The following is a 21,600-nucleotide window of genomic DNA, read 5'->3' on the forward strand; positions in this document are numbered from 1 at the left end:
AGATTTCCTTTTGAGCGTTTGCGCCGTTCAGAGCCCGTTTCAGTCCCTTGGCGCTTGAGGTGTCCGTTGATCTCGACCAACCCCTGAGCGCCCAGGCGCATGGCGCCCAGCCGGCCCTCAGGGGCAAGTAAGAAGAAGGCCGCCAATAAGGAGGGTGGGCAGCAGTGCAGCCGGGATCGCGGCGGCGGCCAGAGCCACCTCCCCCGAAATCCCCTCGATTTGGCCGCGAATCAGCATTGCCAGACCCTGCAGAGCCTCAAATCCTCGGTCAAAACCATTGACGGTTGGTTTCCGGGAGGGGCCCGATGTGGCCGTTTCTAGACGAGAAATGGCCGCAACTGCAACGCCAAAAGATGGTCAACATAGGTGACCTAAAAGCGATAGGCCTACGCCGTGCCGGTGCGGCGGGCGCGCGCCCTGTTCTCCCAACGGTTCAGCATTTGGCCGAGCTCGCCAGTGGGCGCAGGGGTGCCGGTCTTCGCGATCTCGTTGGTGTTGGCCGGCGCATTGGCTGAGAGCCAGTCCGGCTCAGCGTACTCGCGCCAGCGGCGTGCCTCCGCGCGCCTTTTTCGGGAGACGTAATCTCGCGTGAAATAGCCAGCCGCAAAGGCAAACGAGAGAAGGATGACCAGGATGACGACTTGCACAATGAGCTCCGGCTTTATCCCCTAGCGCCCTTCAATCCAAACGCACTCGAAGGTGACGAAATTGCGACCCGCGATCACGCCGCGGTTTCAAGTCTGCCCCTCGCAACCTGACGCGGACCGGACTAACCTTCGCCTCGCTCGGCCGGATCAACCGGCGGGCCGAACATGACCGGGAGGACACGATGACACGCCAGGAGGCTCCTGAGCAGGAGCAGCGTGCGCACGATGCTGCGCTTTCACGACGAACGCTGGTCGGGGGGCTGGCGCTCGGCGCCGCGGCCACGTTGGCGGGCCCCGCGCTGGCCCAGACCGGGCCCGCCGCACCGCCGACGACGATCACGACGCCGCCGCGCGATTTCGGCCCGGGCGGCGCGCCGACGACCTATTTCTGGGACCCCGACATCATCGCGGTCGATCCGTCCTTCAACGATCTCGCCCAGCCCAACACCGCGATCAAGCGTCTCTATACCGGGCTGCTCTGGGCCGAAGGCCCGGCGTGGAGTGCGCAGGGCCGCTATCTCTTGTGGAGCGACATTCCCAACAACCGGCAAATGCGCTGGACCGAGGACGACGGCCGCGTCAGCGTGTTCCGCTCGCCCTCCAACAATTCCAACGGCAACTCGTTCGACTTCCAGGGCCGCCAGCTCTCCTGCGAACACCTGACACGGCGGGTGACGCGCTACGAGCATGACGGCACCGCCACCGTGCTCGCCGAGTCCTACCAGGGCAAGAAGCTGAACTCGCCGAACGACATCGCCGCGCATCCCGACGGCAGCTATTGGTTCACTGATCCGCCGTATGGCGGCCAGCTCTACGAAGGCGAGCCCGACGTCGCGGGCGGCCCGAGTAATGCCGGCGGCAAGCTCAATCCGCGGATCGGACAGCCGGCCGGCTTCGTGCCGGGCAAGCGCGAGCTGCCGACCAACTGCTACCGCATCGATCCCTCCGGCCGCATCGACCTCGTCGTCACCGAAGACCAGGTGCCCGACCCGAACGGGCTCTGCTTCTCGCCCGACTACAAGAAGCTCTACATCGCCTCGACCGGCAAGGGACCGGGCGACACCGGCCCCGGCGGCAAGGGCGAGATCTTCGTGTTCGACGTCGGCAGCGACAACAAGCTGTCGAACCTGAAGAAGTTCACCGATTGCGTGATCGACGGCGTGAAGTGCGGACCGGATGGCCTGCGTTGCGACGTCAACGGCAATCTCTGGGCCTCCAGCAATGCCGGGCGCGCCGTCGGCTACAGCGGCGTCACGGTGTGGTCGCCGGAGGGCAAGCTGCTCGGCCGCATCCGTCTGCCGGAAGTGTGCGGCAACGTCTGCTTCGGCGGCCCCAAGCGCAACCGCCTGTTCATGGCCGCGAGCCAATCGCTCTACGCCGTGTATACGGCGACGCAGGGCGCAGGGCCGGGCTGAGCGAAGAGTGCACCGCTAGCGTAGGGTGGGCAAGCGAAGCGCGCCCACCCCTCCCTCCGATACGGAACGAGATGGTGCTCACCCTACGACCCTGAGAGATTTACGTGAAATTGCGAGAGGCGCCGGCGTCGACGCCTTTGCATGAGAAGCAGTCATTCACAAGAACAGCGACGAGGCCTTCGATCCCATGCTGCCGCCGCAGGCATCGCAATAGCAGCGGCTGTATGCTATGCGAGCCGGATTGTGGCCGCAACGATCGGCTCCGTGAGGAAGTAGGCGATGCGTGTTGTAATCTGTGGCGGCGGCGTCATCGGAGCTTGCACTGCTTATTTCCTCCGCCGGCATGGTGTCGATGTCATCGTCGTCGAACGGACCGCCGTGGCGGCTGCAGCCTCCGGCAAAGCCGGCGGCTTTCTGGCGCGCGACTGGTGCGCGGGCACGCCCCTCGACGCCTTGGCCCGTCACAGTTTTAAGCTTCACGCGCAACTGCCCCTGGAGCTTCTCGGGCATTGGGACTACCGGCCGATGAGCGCATACAGCGGCCGGGTCGTTCCCGAAGGTGATCCGCGCCGGAACACGCGCTCTACATTCGACTGGCTCAGCAACGGCATCCACATCGCGCAGCGCATCGGCACGACCGAGACGACCGCCATCGTTCATCCCCAGAAGTTCACATCGGCCATGATGAATGCGGCGATCGCGCAAGGCGCCGAGCTGCGCCATGGCCTCTTCACGGGCATCCTGCGCGAGGCGGGTTGCACGACCGTCAAGGGCATCGGGGTGGGCGATAGCATCATCGAGGCCGACGCCGTGGTGATCGCAATGGGTCCATGGTCCCTGCTCGCCACGAAGTGGATGAGTCTGCCCGCCCTGTATGCGCAACGCAGCCCCAGCGTTCTCTACGACACGGGCACACATGTATCCGCGGACGCCCTGTTTCTCGAGATGGAGATTCGCGGCCAAGTCACCCCTATCGAGGTGTTCCCCCGCCCGGACGGCACCACCTATGTGACCGCTTGTCCCGACACAGACACCTTCCCTACGGATCCGGCCCGTGTGGAGCCCGAGCCAAATCTCATGCACAGGCTGCAACAGATCTCAGAGCGACTTTCGCCGCTGTTCCGACCGGAGAAGATCATCGCCAAACAAGCGTGCTACCGCCCCGTGACAGCGGATGGCTCCCCGTTGATTGGCCGCGTGCCGCAGGAAGAAGCGCTCTACGTTGCGACTGGCCATGGGGTCTGGGGTATCCTCAATGCCCCTGCAACCGGCGAAGCACTCGCGGAGTTGATTGTCGAAGGCGCGACACGCAACGTCGACCTCGCGCCGTTCGATCCGGCCCGCCTTCCGCCACTTGATGTGCCGCGGAGGCAGTGGTCATAAGGACTCGCTCCCTGCGTTGTGAGCGCATGCCCATCGAAATCTGAACGCTTTCGGCTTCGTCAGATCATAACCGTCCCGCCGGCATCAACGGACCCATCCTGCGATCCTGCCGTTAATCCCGACGCGGCCCGGAGCAGCCAGATGGACGATCGACCAAGACAACCCGACCTGATGCAGGACGACGGCTTCGTGCGAGTCCGGGGCGCGCGCGAGCACAATCTGAGAAACGTCGACGTCCGCATTCCTCGCAACGCCCTCGTCGTGTTCACGGGCGTATCAGGCTCGGGGAAATCCTCGCTCGCCTTCGGGACTATCTACACCGGCCTTCACCCGCGCGACGTCGAGCGCCTGATCGCGCAGCTCGAACGGATCGTTGGCAACAGCGTGATCGTGGTCGAGCATGACATGGACGACGTGGCGCACAGCGACTGGATCATCGATCTCGGTGCCGGTGACGAAGGCGGCAATATCGTCGCATCGGGAACGCCGCATCAGCTGGCCAAGGCCGTTGGAAAGACCGCGCGCTATCTGGCGCGGCGCTTGGAGCAGTGATCGCGGGTGTGCGGAGGTCCCTTTCGCAATTGCACTCCCGGCCCGCGGAGGACGAAACTCGACTTTCGCGATGTTGACTTTCCGCCGTCCCGCTCCCCATACTTCGCGAACAACAACAAGATCGAACGACGGATTTGAGGGAGGATAGGATGCCGACTTCACGCAGGCAGCTGCTGAAGACCTCGGCGGCTGCCGCCGCCGCACTCAGCCTCGATTGGACCCGCGCCCAGGCACAAGCCGAGACTATACGCATCGGCCTGATCTACGACCTCACCGGCCCCTTCGCCGCCGGCGGTTCGGTCGCCTCCTCGATCGGCGCGCAGATCGCCATCGATCTCGTCAACGAGAAAGGCGGTGTCGGCGGCAAATACAAGGTTGCTCCGGTCGCCGCGGATTCGCAGAGCAAGCCGGACGTTGCGATCAACGAGGCCGAACGCCTGATCAGCCAGGAGAAGATCGACATCCTCAACGGCGTCTATGCGAGCTCGCATGCGGTGCCGCTCGCGGCCAAGGTCGAGCAGCAAAAGAAGATCCTCTGGATCACGACCGCGGTCTCGACCGCCGTGTTCAAGGACAAGAATCTGCAACACGTATTTCGCGCGCAGATCCATTCGGATCAATACGGCCAGGCCTTTGCAAGCTTCCTCACCGAGCATGCCAAAGCCAAGCTCGGCATGGACCCGAAGGAGGTCAAGGTCGCGTTGATTCACGAGGACGGCCCCTATGGCGTCGGCGTTGCCTCCGCTGACGAAGCCTATGCGAAAGAGGCCGGCATTCCGGTGGTGCTGCGCGAAGGCTATTCGGCCTCGGCGCCCGATCTCTCGGTGCTGGTGACGAAGATCAAGCGGGCCAAGGCCGACGTGATTTCGCACGCGGGCTACAACCCTGACATCACCCTGTTCCTGCGCCAGGCCCGCGAGAGCGGCCTGCGCTTCAAGATGCTGTTCGGAGCCGGTGCCGGTTACAGCCAGCTCGACAAGCTGCGCGCCACGTTCGGCGCCGATATCGACCATTTTTGCAACATCGACCCGGTGCCGGCGCAGCTGCTCGATCCCGCCAAGCTCGCGCCCGGCATGGGCGATCTGATCAAGACCATGGTCAGTCGCTACCAGGCCAAGACCGGCGCCACCGACGTGCCGCCGCACTGCTCGATGGGCTTCAACCAGACCTGGGTGCTGCTCAACAACGTGCTGCCGGTCGCCAAGGAGAAGTACGGCAGCTTCGAGCCCGAGGCGATCCGGAAAGCGGCGCTCGACGTCGACATCCCCGCGGGCGGCACGATCCAGGGCTATGGCGTGAAATTCTTCCCGCCGGGCACGCCGCTCTCCGGCCAGAACGAACGTTCGACGCCGGTCGTGATGCAGAACGCCGGCGCGCACATCTCCGTGGTGTGGCCGACCAACATCCGCACGCAGGACCCAGTCTTCCCGCTGCCGAAGGGCTCGACCTACGGGGCGTGAGGGGGCGGCACGGGCGGTGTACACCCTCTCCCCTTGCGGGAGAGGGTGGCTCGCCGCGTTAGCGGCGAGACGGGTGAGGGGTCTCCCTCCGCGTGTTCAACTCTCATTGGGATGCGCGGAAACAACCCCTCATCCGGCGCTTCGCGCCACCTTCTCCCGCAAGGGGAGAAGGGAAGCGTGCCTGCGGAGACACGTTGCTTTCACAACACCACCCGCCGCCCCTCCTCCGCCGCCCAATATCCCGCGTAGTTCACCTTGATCGTCTCATACGCCAGCGCGAGGTCCGAAAGCGGCTGGCGCCCGGTCGCGACGCATTCCATGAAGTCCTGGATCTCCTGCAAATAGCCGCGCGTCCATTCCTCCTCGAGGCAGACATATTGCCAGCCGGTTTTGCGGTCCACCTTCTCGGTGATGTAGACGGAAGCGAGCTTCTCCTCGTTGGTCTGATAGCTCATCAGATGATTGTTCGGCGTGATGTTGGCGAACAGGGAGCCGCCGCTCGTATAGGTCTCGATCAGATTGCGCACGCCGCCCATGATCATGTCGCCGGAGAACACCGTCGCCTTGGTGCCGTCCGAGAAAGTGGCGGTGAGCGTGCCCCAGTCCTCGACGTCGACGGGATTGGCCTTGATGTAGCTGCGCTCCTCCGGCTTGAGCCCGGCGGTGACGTTGCCGACATCGCCGGTGACGCTGGCCACATGGATGCGCTCGCCGCGCGCCTTGGCTTCGACCTGCTTCAGATACAGCACGGCCGAGAGGGGATGGCAGCCCATGCGGATCAGCGAGCCGCCGCCGGTCATCGCCCATTGCGCGGCATGCGCGGCGTGCGAGCCGGAATGGCTCTCCTCGCCCTTCATGAACAGGATCTTGTCCTTGGTCGCCTTGATGATCTCGGCGGTCTTGGTCACGGCCGGCGCGTAGATCCAGTCCTCGGCATACATGAAGAGCTTGTCCGTGCGCTCGATCGCGGCGCGCGTCCTGTCCATCTCCTCGATCACGCGCTCATACATCAGCGCCTTCGGCACGTGCTTGCCGATCGGCTGCTGATCGCCTTCGCGGCCGAAATAGCCGGCGAACGGCTTTTCGCAGATGACGTGCTTGCCGGACTGCATGGCGGCGACGATCATCTCGGCGTGAAGATTGGGCGGGGTGCAGATGTCGACGACGTCGAGATCGCGGTCGGCGATCAGCTCGGCGAAGCTCCGGTAAACACGCGGGATATTGTGATGCCCGGCAAACGCGACAACCTTGTCGCCGCGGGCAGCAACCGCCGCGACCTCGACGTCAACGCCATAGACGCGCCGGAACGCATACATGTGCAGCTCCGACACGAAGCCGCAGCCGACGAGTCCCACCTTGATCCCAGTCATAGCGCCCCCCTGTCTTGCTTTGGGCGGCACTATAGCGTGCTCGGGGGCCTAATCCACCGAGACCTGAACGACGCCCGCGCCCATGATGCATGGACCCGGCAGGGCCATCACACTTTGTTACTGCTGGTGGAACACCAGCGTGCGGACCTCGATGCTCTCGCGGGGCGCGGCATCGGCCGGCGTGGTCGGATCGACGAATGCGGTATGCGGCCCGAAACGGGTGCGGCCGTCGGTTGCGGAATCGTAGCACTTCAGCAGTAGCGCCTCGTCGGGCATCATCTCCGGGAAATAGAACCAGCGGTGGTTCGGATTGTACTTCACCGAATAGGTCTCGCCGCGGCGGTTGGGATAGATCAGGTCGGAAGCGACGAGGTCTTCCGGCTTGACCGTGGTTCCGTCGGCCATGGCGAGCGGTGAATCCCGCAAGGGACCGCGGATCGGCCGCCACAGATTGATCACCTGCACGCGCCCCTTCAGCAGCTCTTCGGCTTCATCAGGCAGATGCTCGCGGACGCGGTTGGCGCCGGACGTGATGGTCTGGTCGACATGGACGCGCGTGGCAGGCTGACGCGGGCCGCCGTCGCGGATATCAGGCGCGCCCTCAACACGCTTGCGCACGGTGTGATCGAAGATGACGACGCGGTCGGCCTTCAGCGTCGCGCGCAGAAAGGCCTCCACGGCGGGATAGTAGACCGCCCTCACCTCGTCCTCGTTGTAGAAATCCTTCACCTGCGTCGGGTGACGCACCAACGCAAAGCCCTCTCGATCCAGCGAGAAGTTCTGCGCGATAAGCCGCGCATCGAAGATCGGCACCTTATGCGGCTCCGGCAGCGAAGTGCTCTTGGGCTCACCCGGCGGCGGATCAAACGCGTAGGTACGCGGCTTGCCTTCGATCGGTGCGAGATAGTTGAGTTCGGCAGTGACGAAGGGAAGCGATTCGATTTTTGTTTCTTGCAGGCCCATGGCCGGTCTCCCGATGTGGTCGTCGGATTGATCTTTGCGGGAGTGCGCCATGCCGCAAGAGCTGCGGTGCAAATAGCAATGAGGGTGTTGTCGGGCGGTGAGAATGCAGAAGGAATATTTCGAAGAAGGCGATTGCGCTGGAACGTGCTCGTCGCGCTTCACGAATGCTTGAGTGACTCGTGAGCTCTCACACCCACAGTCGTCATTCCGGGGCGCCCGAAGGGCGAGCCCGGAATCCATCGAGCCGCAATGTCTGTCGATGAATGGATTCCGGGCTCGCGACTTCGTCGCGCCCCGGAATGACGACGGAGCATTACATTTTCGCCTTCGATTGCGTCCGTGAATGAACGGCCCACGATCTCCGCTGCGTCCAGCTTCTGCTTGATCAGTCTCCAGCGGAAATACAGATCGATCGTAGCCTGCTCGTCGGCGCCCACGCCATCATCGATCGGTCGGCCATTTCGCTGACCGCAGCCGCCGACCGCAGCTTCGCGGCCGCGGGATCGAACTAGGCGGAGCCCACCGAATGCACAGGCTTCACCTCAAGCCCGCCATTGCATCTCGCCGCGATCCTGCTCATGCATGTTGCATGCATGAGCCTGATCGTGTGGCTGTCATTCTAGCCGCGCGGTGCTCACCAATAGGCGCGGTAGTAGGGACGGGGATAGACACCGAACGGGCGGTGGTAAACCCGGTACGGCCGGTAATAGCCATAGCTGTAATACGGACGGTACGGCCGATAATATCGCGGATAGACCGGTGCGTAGCCGTAGCCGCCGTAATAGGCGGGGGCGTAACCATAGCCGTAGCCCGGATATCCATAGCCGTAGCCACCGTAATAGGGTCTGCCATAGTAACCGTAAGGCGCGCTGCTGGCGATGGCGCCGCCGATGAGCGCGCCGGCTGCGAGACCACCGAGGGCAAAGCCCCAGCCACCGCCGCGCCAATGCACCGGTGTGACATTATCACCGGCCGCAGCCTTCATCGCCGCGACATTGGTCGGCATCGGGCCTGCCGTGGCCTGCCCGATCTGGGCCGCCATGACCACGCCGGCCAACGAACAGGCAATTGCCGTTTTCCAGATCCTCATCGTCTTACTCCCTGTCTGACCTTTCGCTTGGAATAAAGGATCGCAGCGCCATGATCGGACATCCTCGCGCCAAGTCAAAGCATTGAATTTCAAAGCCTGGAGTTTGCGTGCACCGCACAAGACGCTTGCCTCCGTTCTGATCAACCGGTGCCCGGCGACGTCGCCGCCTGTGACAGCCGCGCGACGGTGGCTGAGGCCCGATCACCCGGCAAGGCATTAAGCTTCCCGTGCATTCGCAACCAACAACCACCTTCACGATTTACTATTCGTGCCATTACTATCGGTTCCAATGTGCGCGGCCGGGAGGCTTCTCGCGAGCGCCAGAGTTGTGGGAGGATCACATGAGTGCCGCGAGACCCGAGCCGCTTGCCCGTCAGGCGCTGGCCTTTGTCCTGGCCGGAGGACGCGGCAGCCGCCTGCTGGAGCTGACCGACCGCCGCGCCAAGCCGGCGGTCTATTTCGGCGGCAAATCCCGCATCATCGATTTCGCGCTGTCGAACGCGGTGAACTCCGGCATCCGCCGTATCGCGGTGGCGACCCAATACAAGGCGCACAGCCTGATCCGGCACCTTCAGATGGGCTGGAACTTCTTCCGCCCCGAACGCAACGAGAGTTTTGACATCCTCCCCGCCAGCCAGCGCGTCTCCGAGAGCATGTGGTATGTCGGCACGGCGGACGCGGTGTACCAGAACATCGACATCATCGAATCCCACGCCTGCCGCTTCATCGTCGTGCTGGCCGGAGACCACATCTACAAAATGGACTACGAGGTGATGCTGCGCCAGCACGTCGAGAGCGGCGCCGACGTCACCGTCGGCTGCCTCGAGATGCCGCGGACCGAATCCTCCGGTTTCGGCATCATGCATGTCGACGAGAACGGCTGGATTCAGGAGTTCCTGGAGAAGCCGAAAGATCCGCCGCCGATGCCGGGCAAGCCGGACGTCTCGCTCGCCAGCATGGGCATTTACGTGTTCGACGCGAGATTCCTGTTCGATCAGCTCAAGCGCGATGCCGAGGACCCGAACTCGAACCACGATTTCGGCAAGGACATCATTCCCTACCTCGTCAAGAACGGCCGCGCGATGGCGCACCAATACTCGACCTCCTGCGTTCGCTCCGGCACCGACACCCCCGCCTATTGGCGCGACGTCGGCACGGTCGACGCCTATTGGGCCGCCAATATCGACCTCACCGACGTGGTGCCCGAGCTCGACCTGTTCGACCGCGCCTGGCCGATCTGGTCCTATGCCGAGATCACGCCGCCGGCGAAATTCGTCCATGACGAGGAGAGCCGGCGCGGCCAGGCGGTGAGTTCGCTGGTCTCCGGCGGCTGCATCATCTCCGGCGCCTCGCTGCGCCGCTCGCTGCTGTTCACCGGCGTGCGCATCAACTCCTACGCCAATGTCGAGAACGCGGTGATCATGCCCTACGTGAATGTCGGCCGCGGCGCCCGCTTGAGGAACGTCGTGATCGACCGCGGCGTCGAGATCCCGGAAGGGCTCGTCGTCGGCGAGGATCCCGAGTTCGACGGAAAGCGCTTCCGCACCACCGAGCAGGGCATCTCGCTGATCACCCAGCCGATGATCGACAGGCTCAATACATGATGCCTGTTCGCGTCCTCGCGGTCGCCTCTGAAGTCTATCCCCTCATCAAGACCGGCGGCCTCGCAGATGTTGCGGGCGCGCTGCCGGTTGCGCTGAAGGCGCATGGCGTCGAGATGCGCACCTTGCTGCCGGGCTATCCCGACGTGATGCGCCTTTTGTCCGGCACAGAGGAACTGCGGCGCTGGCCGGATTATTTCGGAGGCCCCGGCCGGCTGCTGGCGGGCTCGCATGCCGGGCTCGATCTGTTCGTGCTGGACGTGCCGCATCTCTATGCGCGGCCGGGCAACCCCTATGTCACCACCGATGGCATCGACTGGGCGGACAACGGCGTGCGCTTCGCCGCGCTGTCGCGCGTGGCGGCCGATATCGGCCACGGCCTCGCGCCGGCCTTCGTGCCCGATGTCGTGCACGCCCACGATTGGCAGGCGGGGCTCGCGCCGGCCTATCTGCACTACGACAATCGTCCGCGGCCCGGCACCGTGATGACCATTCACAACATGGCCTACCAGGGCAAGTTCGCCCCTGAGCTGATCGGATCGATCGGCCTGCCCTGGCATGCCTTCAACGTCAGCGAACTGGAATATTTCGGCGGCATCAGCTTCTTGAAGGCCGGCTTGCGCCTTGCCGATCGCATCACCACGGTATCGCCGACCTACGCGAAGGAAATCCAGAGCGACGAAGGCGGCATGGGCCTCGGCGGCCTGCTTCGTGAACGATCGAGCGTGCTGAGCGGCATCCTCAACGGCATCGACACCGAGGTCTGGAATCCGCAAACCGATCCGCACATCGCCTACCGCTTCGGCGCGGAAGACCTGACCTTCCGGGCCGCGAACAAGGCGGTGCTGCAGCAGCAGTTCAATCTCGATTCCTCGGACGAAGCGCCACTGCTCGGCGTCATCAGCCGGCTGTCGTGGCAGAAGGGGCTCGATCTCCTGATGGAAGCCATCCCAACCATCCTGCGCGAAGGCATGCAGCTCGCGCTGCTCGGCAGCGGCGACCGCGATCTGCAGGATGGCTACCAGGCCGCGGCCCGCTCCAATCCGGGCCGGATCGGCGTCGTGATCGGCTATGACGAAATCCTGGCGCACCTGATCCAGGCCGGCTCGGACGCGCTGATCGTGCCGTCGCGCTTCGAGCCGTGCGGCCTGACCCAGCTCTGCGCGCTGCGCTATGGCGCGGTGCCGATCGTCTCGCGCGTCGGCGGCCTCGAAGACACCATCGTCGATATCGGCGAGGCCGACGCGTCCGGCCACGATGCCACCGGCTTCAAGTTCGCCCCCGTGACGGCGGATGCCCTCGCCGGCACGCTGCGCAAGGCCAACACCGCCTTCCACGACAAGCTGACCTGGCGCCGCTTGCAACGCAGCGGCCTTGCGACCGACGTCTCCTGGCGCAACCGCGCCGGCGACTATGCCGCGCTGTACCGCGGGCTGATGACGGCCCGCGCGTGAGGCAGAGCCGAATCCATGCTATAGAGCCGGACATGGACCCCTTCGCGATCAAGCTGCTCGGCTTTGCCGCCGCCACCTGCACCACCGTCGCCTACGCGCCGCAGTTCATCAAGGTCTGGAAGACCCGCTCGGCGCGCGACATTTCCCTCGGCATGTTTCTGGTCATGATGCTGGGCCTCACGCTCTGGCTCATCTACGGCTTGCTTTCAGGCGATGCCCCTCTGGTCGCGGCGAACGCCGTCACCATGGTTCTTGCCGGCGGCATTCTGGTAATGAAGCTGAGATATGGGTGAGGCTTTTCTTCGCCTCTCCCCGCTTGTGGGACGACGGAGAAGAGATCATTACCCAAACACATACGAGGCCATCGCCACATGCGCGACCTCGTCGACGAAGACGCGCCGTCCGACGTCGCTTCCCGCAGCACCGGCCGCCACCATCAGCGGCAGCAGATGATCCTCGCGCGGATGCGCAAGGCGGGCGCTCGGCGCATTCTCCCAATCGACCAGCATGGCATTGCGGCGCGCCGCATCGGGGTTGCTGATTGCCTCGTTCAGGTAGGCCTCGAAATCATACGAGACGGGCTTGGACTCCGGACGGTTGAAGCCGCGCATGTTGTGATAGGTCAGGCCGCTGCCGACGATCAGGATGCCTTCGTCGCGCAAGGATGCGATCGCCTGCCCCACCTTGACGTGCTCGGCCGCGTCATAGCTGGACTTCAGCGACAGCAGCACGATCGGCATGTCGGCATTCGGATACATCAGCCCGAGCGGAACGAACGTGCCGTGATCGAAACCCTGGTCGGGATCTTCGCGGCAATCGAGGCCGGCGTGCGCGAGCAGCGCCTTCACTTGCGCGGCAAGCTCGGGCTTGCCCGGCGCCGGATATTTGAGCTGGTAGGTATGCTCGGGGAAACCGTAATAGTCGTACACCATCGGTGGATGCGGCGAGGTCGAGACCGTGAAGGCGTCGGCTTCCCAATGCCCGGTGATGACCAGCACCGCCTTCGGCCTCTCGGGCAGAAGCTGCGGCAGGTTCGCGAACGCCTCGGCAGTCCTGGCGTATTGCACCCGCCTGTCCTCCATGAAGGGCCAGGGGCCGCCGCCATGCGACAGGAACAGGGTCGGAAATCGCGTCATCGGCTCGTCTCGTTGACAACAGGCGCGTGCGAGCGGTCCGCACGATCGGCGGTGAGCATAGGCAAAGCGGCATGGTTAGCAAGTCGTTAACGATTTGCCGCCCAGAATCCCCGCTGGGCCGAAGCAGTCGGCCTGAAGACAAGTGAGACGTGCGATGAGGAAGTTTGCGCTGGGGGACGTCGTCAACAGTGACAAGGGCCGCCGCGGTGTCGTCCGCGCCGCCTTCAAGTCGCGGGATGGCCAGCAGTTCTATGCCGTCGAGAAGGACGGCGCGATGGACTATCTGGAGGAAGACCGGCTCAGCCCGGCGCCGCGCGTCGAGCTCGCGGCTTAAATCCGATTCATCTCCTGCCCTCATTTGCGAGCCGATCGAGGCGATCCGCGAACGGATCGTCACCGCTCGCGATGCCATCGTTCGTGATCAGCAGCAGGCGATCGCCGCCAGCTGCGTCCCAGCGTGGCAGGTCGGGACCATGTAGGTCGGGACCATTGGGATCGCCACTTCGGGCGAAGTTTATCCAATAGGCGCGCATGCGGCCTGCGACCTCGCGATCGCGCCGCGACAGGATGCCCGCACCGGGCACGCCTTCCGCACCGAAGATGAACTGCAGCTCGCGCCCGTGGCCGACGTCCGGATTGGCGCGCCTGGCCTCCGGCACATAGGCGAAGCGATAGCGAAAGGTCGGCGCGCCGCCTGCCGCGTGCAGACGTGCCAGCAGCCGCACCGGCTCGGAAAAGACCTTGTCGGTGTAAATTCTTGCCGCGAGATCCGACGGTCTGGTGAGATCGGGATAGAGCTTGCGCAATTCGCCGCCGCCCGCGCCCGGCGGCGCAAGCTCCTCCTTGATCGCGGTCTCGTTCTCCGAGCCGGTCTCATCCTGGTTCGAGCCGACGATCAGGGGAATGCGGCTTTGGCGTCCGGCCGCAAAACCTGCGGCGAGGTCCTCGCTCACAAGACGTCCATCCATCATCGGTGCAAAGCTGCTTGGCGATGTCTCCAGCAATTGTTTCTCGGCGGCCAGCAGGCGCCGCGGCTCGACTGCACGCAGATCCATGTTCACCGAAAGCGCGGCCACGAACTCCCGGCCGACGGCCTCGGCCTCATCTGCCGAACGCAGGCGCGCGCGGCCGGGCACCGATTGCAGAATGGCCTTGTGGAAGAGATCGCGCGCTTGCGCGGACAACATCAGCAGCGCGATCGATGTCGCGCCTGCATCGCTGCCGAACAGCGTGACGTTGCCGGGATCGCCGCCGAAGGCCGCGATGTTGTCGTGCACCCAGTGCAGCGCGGCGATCTGGTCCATCAGGCCGAAATTGCCGGAGCCGGCGTCCGACAGCGCGGGATGCGAGAGCCAGCCGAGCGCGCCGAGGCGATAATTCACGGTGACCACGATGAGGCCCGCCTGCGCCAGCTTGGCGCCATCGAACAGCGGATCGTTCGCGGTGCCCGTGACGAACGCGCCGCCAGGGATGAACACCATCACCGGCAACGGGCCGTCGACCCCGAAAGGACGAAACACGTTCAGCGTCAGGCAATCCTCGCTCGCCGCCGGCAGCGCCGGCTGAAGGCACGGCGCGCCGTATTCGTAAGCGGTGCGCATCTCCGAGCTTTCGGTCGTCGGCTGCGGCGGTTGCCAGCGCAACGCGCCTACCGGGGGCGCCGCGTAAGCCAGCCCCCTGAAGGAGGCCACCTCGCCTTCCACGGCGCCGAGCATCTGCCCTTCACGGGTCAGCGCGAATGGAAACTGTCCGACCGGCTGAGCGGCGGCCGAACCGGCGCCACACAAGACTGCAATAGCCGCAACGAATGCAAGCAAGGCCCGCATCTTCGCAACCATCTCGATGAAGGGTTTCGGCAGGTTATGTCCAGAGCCGTCGGCAAGGCAAGCCTCGCGCCTTGAGCCTAACCGCCTTTGCCAATCAGCTCCGCGAGCGCGTGGCGCGCGACGATGCCGAGCTCGCCCAGCGTGGAGTGGCCCGCCCGTGCCGCCTCGATCAGGCGCTCGGCGATGAACCTGCGGCTGTCGTGATCGCCGCCATGCGGCAGTTGCCGGCATGTCTGCTCGAGGACGACGTCCATGTTCGCTCTGGTTCGCTCACTCAACTCTGTCATGACGCCCGGGCGGTACGCGTGGCTTGTAAGCGCAAGCATACACAGAAGGACGATGGCTGATTACCCCGGGCGATCACGGCCATTGTGCATCGCGGTGCGTGTGGTGCCGCAACCTTCGCGCGGTCACGAAGCCGCCGCAAACGACCACCCTGAGATTGCACTTGCTGTAATGACAAGCTGAGCCTGCGGCGATAGCCTGCCGCCAAAACAAGACATCCGGGAGGAATACCATGCCTGACGCAATGGTTGCCACACGTGCCTCCGATGAGCGCGGAACCGCTCAGCAGGTCGATGTTGCCGTGGTCGGCGCCGGATTTGCCGGCCTCTACCTTCTCCATCGCCTGCGCAAGGCGGGGTTCTCGGCAGTCGGGCTCGACGAGGCCGGCGATGTCGGCGGCACCTGGTACTGGAACCGCTATCCGGGCGCGCGCTGCGACATCCAGACCATCGACTACAGCTACACGTTCGATCCGGAGCTCGAGACCGCCTGGACCTGGTCGGAGAAATACGCGACCCAGCCCGAGATCCTGCGCTATCTCGGCTTCGTCGCCGATCGCTACGATCTGCGCCGCGACATCCGTTTCAAGACCAAGGTCACCGAAGCCAGGTGGGACGAAGCATCCGAGCGCTGGCTCATCACTACGGACAATGGGCCACCCGTCTCCTGCCGCCATTACATCATGGCGACCGGTTGCCTCTCCGCGCCAAAGCCGCCGGAGATCGACGGCGTCAAGGACTTCAAGGGCGAGGTCTATTTCACGGGACGCTGGCCGCATGACGGCGTCGATCTCACCGGAAAGCGCGTCGCCGTGATCGGCACGGGCTCCTCGGCGATCCAGTCGATCCCTGTGATCGCCGAGCAGGCCGCGCATCTGACGGTGTTCCAGCGCACACCTAATTTCGCATTGCCGGCGCATAACGGCCCGGCGCCCGCGGACCGCCTGAGCCTGCTGCAGAGCGACCGCGCCGCCTATCGCGAGCAGGCGCGGCAGTCGATGGCCGGCGTGCCCTACCCGCAGCAGACGGTCGTGAGCTGGCAATTGAGCGATGCCGAGCGCCGCGAGCGGTTCGAGCGCGCCTGGGCAGCGGGCGACCTCGTCCACATCCTGACGCAGCTCTGGGCCGACCAGGCCGTCGACGTCGACGGCAACAAGATCGTCCAGGACCTGATCCGCGAAAAGATCCGCGTCGCCGTCAAGGATCCCGAGACCGCCGCGGCGCTGATGCCGGACGACCATCCTTTCGGCGCGAAACGCCCCTGCCTCGAGACCAATTATTACGCAACCTACAACCGGCCGAACGTCACGTTGGTCAATCTGCGCAAGGAGCCGATCAAGGCGATCACCGCGAGCGGCATCTCCACGAACGGCCGCAGCTTCGACCTCGACGTCATCGTCTTCGCAACCGGCTTCGATGCCATGACCGGCGCGATCCGTGCCGTGCATCCGATCACCGGGCGCGGTGGCAAGTCGCTGTCCGATGTCTGGGCGCAGGGACCGCAGACCTATCTCGGCCTCACGGTCGAGGGCTTCCCGAACTTCTTCATGATTACCGGACCCGGAAGCCCGTCGGTGCTGTCGAACATGGCGGTGTCGATCGAGCAGCATGTCGACTGGGTGGTCGATCGCCTTGCATCGCTGCGCGATGCCGGCTTCACCACAATCGAGCCGACCGAGACGGCACAGGCCGGCTGGAACAGGCACATGGCCGACTGCTCGATGCTGACGCTGCACCGTCTCGCCAACACCTGGTACACGGGCGCCAACGTGCCCGGCAAGGTGCAGGGCCTGATGCCCTATACCGGCGGCGTCGGCCCTTATCGCAGCATTTGCGACGAGGTGGTCAGCCGCGGCATGCTCGGCTTCAAGCTCACCGGCCCCAAGGGCGCCGTGCAATGCAATGACGGCGAGGTGGTGCGGCTGCAGCCGGACGTGCGGCTGGTGCTGAACCTGCTCGCCTCGCTCAACCTGCCGCCGATCGAGTCGATGGGCGCGCTCGGCGCCCGCGCCTTCGTCAACGAGTTCAACAAGGGCCGCCCTGCGGGTCGGCCAATCGGCGAGATCGTCGACGGCACCCTGCCTGTCGCGGGCGGTGCGTTGCCCTACCGCGTCTACAAGCCGGCGACGCCGGGACCGCACCCGGTCGTTGTCTATTTCCACGGCGGCGGCTGGGTGCTCGGCGACGAGCAATCGGACGAGCCGTTTTGCCGCGACATGGTGCGGCGGACCGGCATGATGTTCGTCAGCGTCGGTTATCGCCACGCACCGGAGCATCGCTTCCCGACGGCCGCCGAGGACGGCTATGCGGCCACGCGCTGGATCGCCGAGCACGCCGCCGAGCTCGGCGGCAAGCCGGGCCCAGTACTGGTCGCCGGCTGGAGCGCCGGCGGCAACATCGCGGCCGTCACCTGCCAGCTCGCGCGCGACCGCGGCGGGCCAGCCATCGCCGGCCAGCTTCTGGTCTGCCCGGTCACCGACTGCAGCTTCGATCGGCCCTCCTACGACGAAAATGGGACCGCCTACTTCCTGACGCGCTCGCTGATGTACTGGTTCTGGGACCTCTACTGCTCGCCGGCGGACCGTACCGACCCGCGGGTCTCGCCGCTGCGCGGCAAGGTTGCCGGCCTGCCGCCGGCGCTCGTGGTCACCTGCGAGTTCGATCCGCTGCGCGACGAGGGCATCGCCTATGCCGAGGCAATGGCCGCAGCGGGCGTGCCGGTCGAGCAACTGAAGGCGCGCGGCCACTTCCACTCGTCCTTCGCGATGGTGGACGTGGTGATCACAGGCGTGTCGGGCCGGGTGCAGATGGCGGAGGCCTTGCGGCGCTTTGCCGGGCTGCCGCCGGAGGTCCGCCGCGGCGAGAACAACCAGGAGCATGACAGCCCCGGGCGCAGGATCGCGGCGGCCGCGAGCTGAGTGGCGACAGGCCGCCGGGAACCGTTTCCCGGCCGGCGTCGCGATTGGTGTGGCGCCGGCAGCCGGCTGTATGCGCCGGATACAGCTAAGGCTGCTGGTCGGGCAGCAACATCGCTGCGGCGATGAGGCCGCCTGCTGATCCAAGAGCCGCAACAAGCCACGGCCACGCATAATCGGCAGCCGTTCCTTCCTCCGATAGAATCGCACCGAGCGCTGCGATGCCGAGTGCAAATCCGGCCTGCCGCATGACCACGGTGACCGCCGAGGCCATGCCCGCTTGGGCCGGGGGCACCAGCGCAACGACAGCGCTCGACAGTTGCGGATGCGCCAGGACTGCGCCAATCCCGGTCAACAGCATTCCGGTCGCCGCCGCAGCGAGAACGACTTGCGCATTCAGCAGCCAGCCGCTCGCCGCCAGGACCAGAATGAGATCTCCTGCCAGCAGCGCCAGCATCGCCGTCGCGAACAGCCGGCGCCAGCCCCAGCGTGTTGCGAGGCGAGCACCATAGGGCGGCAGCAGAAGCATCGGCAACGTCGCCAAGAGCATTGCGAAGCCAACGGACGGGCCTGCCCAGCCGAACGCTGCGTTCAGGAACGGAGGCAGATAGACGAGAACCGCCCAGTATCCGACGGAAACAGCAATCAGCAGCGAGGAAATGCCGACCATGACCGGCCGCATGAACACAGCGGGGTCGAAAATCGGAACGGGCCGCCGGCGCTGCTGCATCACGAAGATGGCGAGCAGACAGGCGCTCAATCCGAGCCCCGCTGCAATCCGGGCCGGCACTTCACCTCCCTCCAGCAGGCTCTCGATCGCAATACCAAGCGCAAGGGTGAGAAGCACGACACCGCTCCAGTCCAGCGGGCGGCCGGCGGGATCACGCGACTCTGCGACCAACCGCGGAACGGCCAGAAGCGTGAGCAGACAAAGCGGGATATTGGCGAGGAAGATCCAGCGCCATCCGAACCAGGCCGAAACAAGTCCCCCGAGCGCTGGTCCGAGCGCCATGGCGATGCCTGAGAGCACGCCCATGAATGCAAAGGCGCGGGCGCGCTCGTCAGGCCGAGCATAGGCATTCGCAAGCAGCGCAATGCCACCCGTGATGACGAACGCCGCGCCGAGGCCTTGAACTGCGCGCCCGGCCCACAGCATTGAACCGCCCGCCGCGAAGCCGCAAATGATCGATCCGACCAGGAACACGACGTTGCCGCCAAGCAGAGCGCGTCGACGTCCATACTTGTCGGCCAGCGCGCCCGCAGCGAGCAGCCCACCGGTAAATGCCAGACTATAGGCATCCATCACCCAGGCGTAGGCAGCGCTGCCGAAACCGAGTTCGGCGGCCATGGCCGGCATCGCGACAACAACCGCGGTCACGTCGAATTGCGTCAGAAAGGCCGCCATGCCGAGCATCATCGCCGGCAGCAGGTCGTGCCAACGGCCTCTGGACTGCAGGTCGGGTTCAGGCGTGATCATCGTTGTCCCATCTTGAAAGCGTCTGGTACCGATATGCATGCGGGGGCGAGGCCTGCGCCAATGCAATGCATTCACATCGGTATGAAAATGATTCATGATGATGCAATGCGTTCATTTCCTCCCTTTGACGGGCTGATTGCGTTCGAGGCAGCCTTGAGACATGCGAGCGTCACGCGCGCCTCCGCGGAGCTCGGGCTCACGCAGAGCGCGGTCAGTCATCGGCTGCGCAAGCTCGAGGACTTCGTCGGGACGCCCCTCCTCATTCGGCAGCCGAGTGGCTTGTGCGCCACGCCCGCCGGTATTGCGCTCTCGAACGAGTTGGCCGGTTTGCTCGACAGGATGGCGGATTTTCGTGCGCTTTGTCGCGCCGCCGCTCCGCCGCCGGCGTTGAAAGTCGGCGTCGGTGCAGCGCTTGCCGACTATTGGCTCGTGCGCCGCTTGCCCGATTTTGCGCTAGAGCATCCGGGCATACCGGTTGAGCTGGCCGTACGTGAAGCCGACGCACATGCGAGGTCGACCGATCTCGACGTAGCGGTTGTGTGGCAACCAGCGGCGGGCTTGAGGCCAACGTCGACGCAGCGCTTGCTATTTCGCGAGCATGTTTACCCCGTCTGCCACCCACGCCTGCTGCCTGGCCAGCAGCCACTGACCGACGTGACGCGCCTCAAATCCTTGCCGCTCCTGCACAAGGGCCCGACCGGCGACGACCGCGGGGTCGAATGGTCATGGACCTCCTGGTTTGAACGATTGGGCCTCGGCCGCCCGCCACCCGCCAAGATACGTTTTGCGACGATAGCCACCGCCATAGCCGCGGCCCTGGCCGGCAATGGGATCGTGCTTGCGCGTTCGCTGCTGGTCCAGGATGCGCTCAGGGACGGCAGGCTGGTACGGGTGCTTCCGCCATCATGGGACTTGCCGTCGAGCAAGGCTCAAATCGTGCGCTGGCCCGCGGCAATGGCCAAAGATCCCCGGGTGAAGGCGTTTGTCCGCTGGATATTGCACATTCCGAAGATTCCCAGCGATTGAGCGTTGCGCCGGAGCGCATTGGCCGGGAACTATTTCCCGGCTGCCGCGTTGGGGCTTCGTGGCATTGAGATGCAGCGATAGGTTTATGGGCCCCGGCACGCGAGCACGTGTGCTGGGGTCGTGTTTTGCGTGAGGCAGGGCGATGGGGGACGTGGTCGGGGATTCAAAGGTCGATTTCGGCGCGCTTGCGGTGCTGCATAAATGGCCATCACTAGCCAATCAGCGCCAGCCTGACCGGGAGCCCTACCAGCTCATCGAAGGCACGCTCGACGATTGCATCTCGGCTTTCATGCAGAAGCCGGCGACGACCCGCCATCTCTACGAGATCCGCACCGTGGCGCAGCCGCCGCTCGTCACCGAAATCCTCTCCCCCGAACACGTCCTCGAGCTGTCGCGCTTGAGAGAATTTCTCTGACGCCCCTCACAAGCGCGCGAGCAGGAACCTTCTTCCGGTTCTTCCCGTTGTCAGGGATCAAAGCAATGACGTGAGCGCCTCGAGATGTTTGACGCCGGCGTATCATCACCGATCGTGCCTTACGGAGCGGACCAGACCCTGTTCGTAGTGGTCGATCGCCGTGACGAGGCGACCGAAATCCGCATCGAGCGTAGCGATCTCGACGCCACGATCGGCGAGCTCGTCGCCGGCTGCTTCAATGACCCGATCAAGGTGATCTCGTTCAACACGCTCGAGCACTGGATGAGGGATATCTCGTGCGACGTCGCCGGCGAGATCCGCGCGCGCTGCGACATCTATGGAATAGAGCTCCCCGATTATCTCAGCGACTTCATCGAAAGCCATTCTCAAAGCGCGATGAAATGAAGCTCGCTTGCCGAAAGGACGGAGGTGCGCTCCCTCCCTGCTTGCGGGAAAGACTATCGCATTGCGTCCATCCTTCGAGACGCCCGCTTTGGGCGGGCTCCTCAGGATGGGGCGGAGTGCGCGTCAGCAGTTTCAACGAGTACTGATGCTGATTAGCCTCATCCTGAGGAGGCGCGTCAGC

20 protein-coding genes are annotated in these 21,600 nt (G+C 64.7%); 12 read left to right on the plus strand and 8 right to left on the minus strand.

What is annotated here, in order from left to right; genetic code table 11:
* Positions 1-386 precede the first annotated feature (386 nt).
* Positions 387-650, minus strand: a complete 264-nt coding sequence (locus ABIA45_RS19570; protein ID WP_271544286.1) for a hypothetical protein — start codon at positions 648-650, stop codon at positions 387-389.
* Positions 651-829: 179 nt separating this feature from the next.
* Between ABIA45_RS19570 and ABIA45_RS19575 the strand changes: the two genes are divergently transcribed.
* From ABIA45_RS19575 to ABIA45_RS19590, 4 genes are all read left to right on the plus strand, one after another.
* Positions 830-2,062, plus strand: a complete 1,233-nt coding sequence (locus ABIA45_RS19575) for an SMP-30/gluconolactonase/LRE family protein (protein ID WP_036006753.1) — start codon at positions 830-832, stop codon at positions 2,060-2,062.
* Between the two features lie 279 nt (positions 2,063-2,341).
* Positions 2,342-3,445: an NAD(P)/FAD-dependent oxidoreductase gene (locus tag ABIA45_RS19580; RefSeq protein WP_404653283.1), complete on the plus strand. Its 1,104-nt coding sequence runs from the start codon at positions 2,342-2,344 to the stop codon at positions 3,443-3,445.
* Positions 3,446-3,616: 171 nt separating this feature from the next.
* On the plus strand, positions 3,617-3,997 hold the full coding sequence (locus ABIA45_RS19585) for a hypothetical protein (RefSeq protein WP_404655707.1): 381 nt from the start codon (positions 3,617-3,619) through the stop codon (positions 3,995-3,997).
* 149 nt (positions 3,998-4,146) lie between these two features.
* A complete protein-coding gene (locus ABIA45_RS19590) occupies positions 4,147-5,457 on the plus strand; it encodes an ABC transporter substrate-binding protein (RefSeq protein WP_157284164.1) in 1,311 nt (436 codons plus the stop codon).
* Between the two features lie 200 nt (positions 5,458-5,657).
* On the opposite strand, the gene ABIA45_RS19595 is transcribed toward ABIA45_RS19590, so the two are convergent.
* The 3 genes from ABIA45_RS19595 to ABIA45_RS19605 all read right to left on the minus strand — a co-directional run bounded on the left by ABIA45_RS19595 (position 5,658) and on the right by ABIA45_RS19605 (position 8,880).
* A complete protein-coding gene (locus ABIA45_RS19595) occupies positions 5,658-6,827 on the minus strand; it encodes a Gfo/Idh/MocA family protein (protein ID WP_404653284.1) in 1,170 nt (389 codons plus the stop codon).
* Between the two features lie 117 nt (positions 6,828-6,944).
* Positions 6,945-7,790: a CmcJ/NvfI family oxidoreductase gene (locus tag ABIA45_RS19600; protein WP_271543743.1), complete on the minus strand. Its 846-nt coding sequence runs from the start codon at positions 7,788-7,790 to the stop codon at positions 6,945-6,947.
* Between the two features lie 634 nt (positions 7,791-8,424).
* Positions 8,425-8,880, minus strand: coding sequence for a hypothetical protein (locus ABIA45_RS19605; protein ID WP_404653287.1), 456 nt, complete (start codon positions 8,878-8,880; stop codon positions 8,425-8,427).
* 341 nt (positions 8,881-9,221) lie between these two features.
* Here ABIA45_RS19605 and glgC point away from each other — a divergent pair, with 341 nt between their 5' ends.
* From glgC to ABIA45_RS19620, 3 genes are read left to right on the plus strand one after another with little or no spacing between them, the layout of a single operon-like run.
* Positions 9,222-10,484: a glucose-1-phosphate adenylyltransferase gene (glgC, locus tag ABIA45_RS19610; protein ID WP_157284691.1), complete on the plus strand. Its 1,263-nt coding sequence runs from the start codon at positions 9,222-9,224 to the stop codon at positions 10,482-10,484.
* Entirely contained in the window at positions 10,481-11,935 is a 1,455-nt protein-coding gene (gene glgA / locus ABIA45_RS19615) for a glycogen synthase GlgA (RefSeq protein ID WP_271543738.1), read from the plus strand. Before glgC ends, glgA begins: the two co-directional genes overlap by 4 nt.
* Positions 11,936-11,967: 32 nt before the next feature.
* The gene (locus ABIA45_RS19620) at positions 11,968-12,228 is read left to right on the plus strand and encodes a SemiSWEET transporter (RefSeq protein ID WP_036006700.1); all 261 of its coding nucleotides are present in this window, start codon (positions 11,968-11,970) and stop codon (positions 12,226-12,228) included.
* Positions 12,229-12,276: 48 nt separating this feature from the next.
* Here the strand turns inward: ABIA45_RS19620 and ABIA45_RS19625 are convergent, their stop codons facing one another.
* Complete coding sequence (locus ABIA45_RS19625; protein WP_404543302.1) at positions 12,277-13,071, minus strand: DODA-type extradiol aromatic ring-opening family dioxygenase; 795 nt, start codon at positions 13,069-13,071, stop codon at positions 12,277-12,279.
* 154 nt (positions 13,072-13,225) lie between these two features.
* Here ABIA45_RS19625 and ABIA45_RS19630 point away from each other — a divergent pair, with 154 nt between their 5' ends.
* Complete coding sequence (locus tag ABIA45_RS19630; RefSeq protein WP_036006694.1) at positions 13,226-13,405, plus strand: hypothetical protein; 180 nt, start codon at positions 13,226-13,228, stop codon at positions 13,403-13,405.
* A 7-nt stretch (positions 13,406-13,412) separates the two neighbouring features.
* Here ABIA45_RS19630 and ABIA45_RS19635 read toward each other — a convergent pair whose 3' ends face one another.
* A complete protein-coding gene (locus tag ABIA45_RS19635; protein WP_404653288.1) occupies positions 13,413-14,897 on the minus strand; it encodes a carboxylesterase/lipase family protein in 1,485 nt (494 codons plus the stop codon).
* 77 nt (positions 14,898-14,974) lie between these two features.
* A complete protein-coding gene (locus ABIA45_RS19640; RefSeq protein ID WP_036025032.1) occupies positions 14,975-15,223 on the minus strand; it encodes a hypothetical protein in 249 nt (82 codons plus the stop codon).
* A gap of 191 nt (positions 15,224-15,414) precedes the next feature.
* Here ABIA45_RS19640 and ABIA45_RS19645 point away from each other — a divergent pair, with 191 nt between their 5' ends.
* Entirely contained in the window at positions 15,415-18,099 is a 2,685-nt protein-coding gene (locus ABIA45_RS19645) for an alpha/beta hydrolase fold domain-containing protein (RefSeq protein ID WP_404653289.1), read from the plus strand.
* 85 nt (positions 18,100-18,184) lie between these two features.
* Here ABIA45_RS19645 and ABIA45_RS19650 read toward each other — a convergent pair whose 3' ends face one another.
* A complete protein-coding gene (locus ABIA45_RS19650) occupies positions 18,185-19,573 on the minus strand; it encodes an MFS transporter (RefSeq protein ID WP_404653291.1) in 1,389 nt (462 codons plus the stop codon).
* A gap of 60 nt (positions 19,574-19,633) precedes the next feature.
* Between ABIA45_RS19650 and ABIA45_RS19655 the strand changes: the two genes are divergently transcribed.
* From ABIA45_RS19655 to ABIA45_RS19665, 3 genes are all read left to right on the plus strand, one after another.
* Positions 19,634-20,599, plus strand: a complete 966-nt coding sequence (locus tag ABIA45_RS19655) for a LysR substrate-binding domain-containing protein (RefSeq protein ID WP_404653292.1) — start codon at positions 19,634-19,636, stop codon at positions 20,597-20,599.
* A gap of 142 nt (positions 20,600-20,741) precedes the next feature.
* Positions 20,742-21,014 (plus strand): hypothetical protein, encoded by a 273-nt coding sequence (locus ABIA45_RS19660; protein WP_275508461.1) that lies wholly within the window; start codon positions 20,742-20,744, stop codon positions 21,012-21,014.
* 84 nt (positions 21,015-21,098) lie between these two features.
* Positions 21,099-21,419 (plus strand): hypothetical protein, encoded by a 321-nt coding sequence (locus tag ABIA45_RS19665; RefSeq protein ID WP_275519361.1) that lies wholly within the window; start codon positions 21,099-21,101, stop codon positions 21,417-21,419.
* Positions 21,420-21,600 lie beyond the last annotated feature (181 nt).

The organism is Bradyrhizobium sp. USDA 336 (genome assembly GCF_044908355.1).
GTDB classification, from domain to species: Bacteria; Pseudomonadota; Alphaproteobacteria; order Rhizobiales; family Xanthobacteraceae; genus Bradyrhizobium; species Bradyrhizobium yuanmingense.

Bases quoted from the DNA above. Each gene is read 5' to 3' on its own strand.
- ABIA45_RS19605 (WP_404653287.1), bottom strand. From the start codon at position 8,880: ATGAGGATCTGGAAAACGGCAATTGCCTGTTCGTTGGCCGGCGTGGTC.
- ABIA45_RS19645 (WP_404653289.1), top strand. From the start codon at position 15,415: ATGCCTGACGCAATGGTTGCCACACGTGCCTCCGATGAGCGCGGAACC.
- ABIA45_RS19640 (WP_036025032.1), bottom strand. From the start codon at position 15,223: ATGCTTGCGCTTACAAGCCACGCGTACCGCCCGGGCGTCATGACAGAG.
- ABIA45_RS19660 (WP_275508461.1), top strand. From the start codon at position 20,742: ATGGGGGACGTGGTCGGGGATTCAAAGGTCGATTTCGGCGCGCTTGCG.
- ABIA45_RS19630 (WP_036006694.1), top strand. From the start codon at position 13,226: ATGAGGAAGTTTGCGCTGGGGGACGTCGTCAACAGTGACAAGGGCCGC.
- ABIA45_RS19590 (WP_157284164.1), top strand. From the start codon at position 4,147: ATGCCGACTTCACGCAGGCAGCTGCTGAAGACCTCGGCGGCTGCCGCC.
- ABIA45_RS19650 (WP_404653291.1), bottom strand. From the start codon at position 19,573: ATGATCACGCCTGAACCCGACCTGCAGTCCAGAGGCCGTTGGCACGAC.
- ABIA45_RS19585 (WP_404655707.1), top strand. From the start codon at position 3,617: ATGCAGGACGACGGCTTCGTGCGAGTCCGGGGCGCGCGCGAGCACAAT.
- glgC (WP_157284691.1), top strand. From the start codon at position 9,222: ATGAGTGCCGCGAGACCCGAGCCGCTTGCCCGTCAGGCGCTGGCCTTT.
- ABIA45_RS19600 (WP_271543743.1), bottom strand. From the start codon at position 7,790: ATGGGCCTGCAAGAAACAAAAATCGAATCGCTTCCCTTCGTCACTGCC.
- glgA (WP_271543738.1), top strand. From the start codon at position 10,481: ATGATGCCTGTTCGCGTCCTCGCGGTCGCCTCTGAAGTCTATCCCCTC.
- ABIA45_RS19575 (WP_036006753.1), top strand. From the start codon at position 830: ATGACACGCCAGGAGGCTCCTGAGCAGGAGCAGCGTGCGCACGATGCT.
- ABIA45_RS19655 (WP_404653292.1), top strand. From the start codon at position 19,634: ATGCAATGCATTCACATCGGTATGAAAATGATTCATGATGATGCAATG.
- ABIA45_RS19620 (WP_036006700.1), top strand. From the start codon at position 11,968: ATGGACCCCTTCGCGATCAAGCTGCTCGGCTTTGCCGCCGCCACCTGC.
- ABIA45_RS19665 (WP_275519361.1), top strand. From the start codon at position 21,099: ATGTTTGACGCCGGCGTATCATCACCGATCGTGCCTTACGGAGCGGAC.
- ABIA45_RS19635 (WP_404653288.1), bottom strand. From the start codon at position 14,897: ATGCGGGCCTTGCTTGCATTCGTTGCGGCTATTGCAGTCTTGTGTGGC.
- ABIA45_RS19625 (WP_404543302.1), bottom strand. From the start codon at position 13,071: ATGACGCGATTTCCGACCCTGTTCCTGTCGCATGGCGGCGGCCCCTGG.
- ABIA45_RS19595 (WP_404653284.1), bottom strand. From the start codon at position 6,827: ATGACTGGGATCAAGGTGGGACTCGTCGGCTGCGGCTTCGTGTCGGAG.
- ABIA45_RS19580 (WP_404653283.1), top strand. From the start codon at position 2,342: ATGCGTGTTGTAATCTGTGGCGGCGGCGTCATCGGAGCTTGCACTGCT.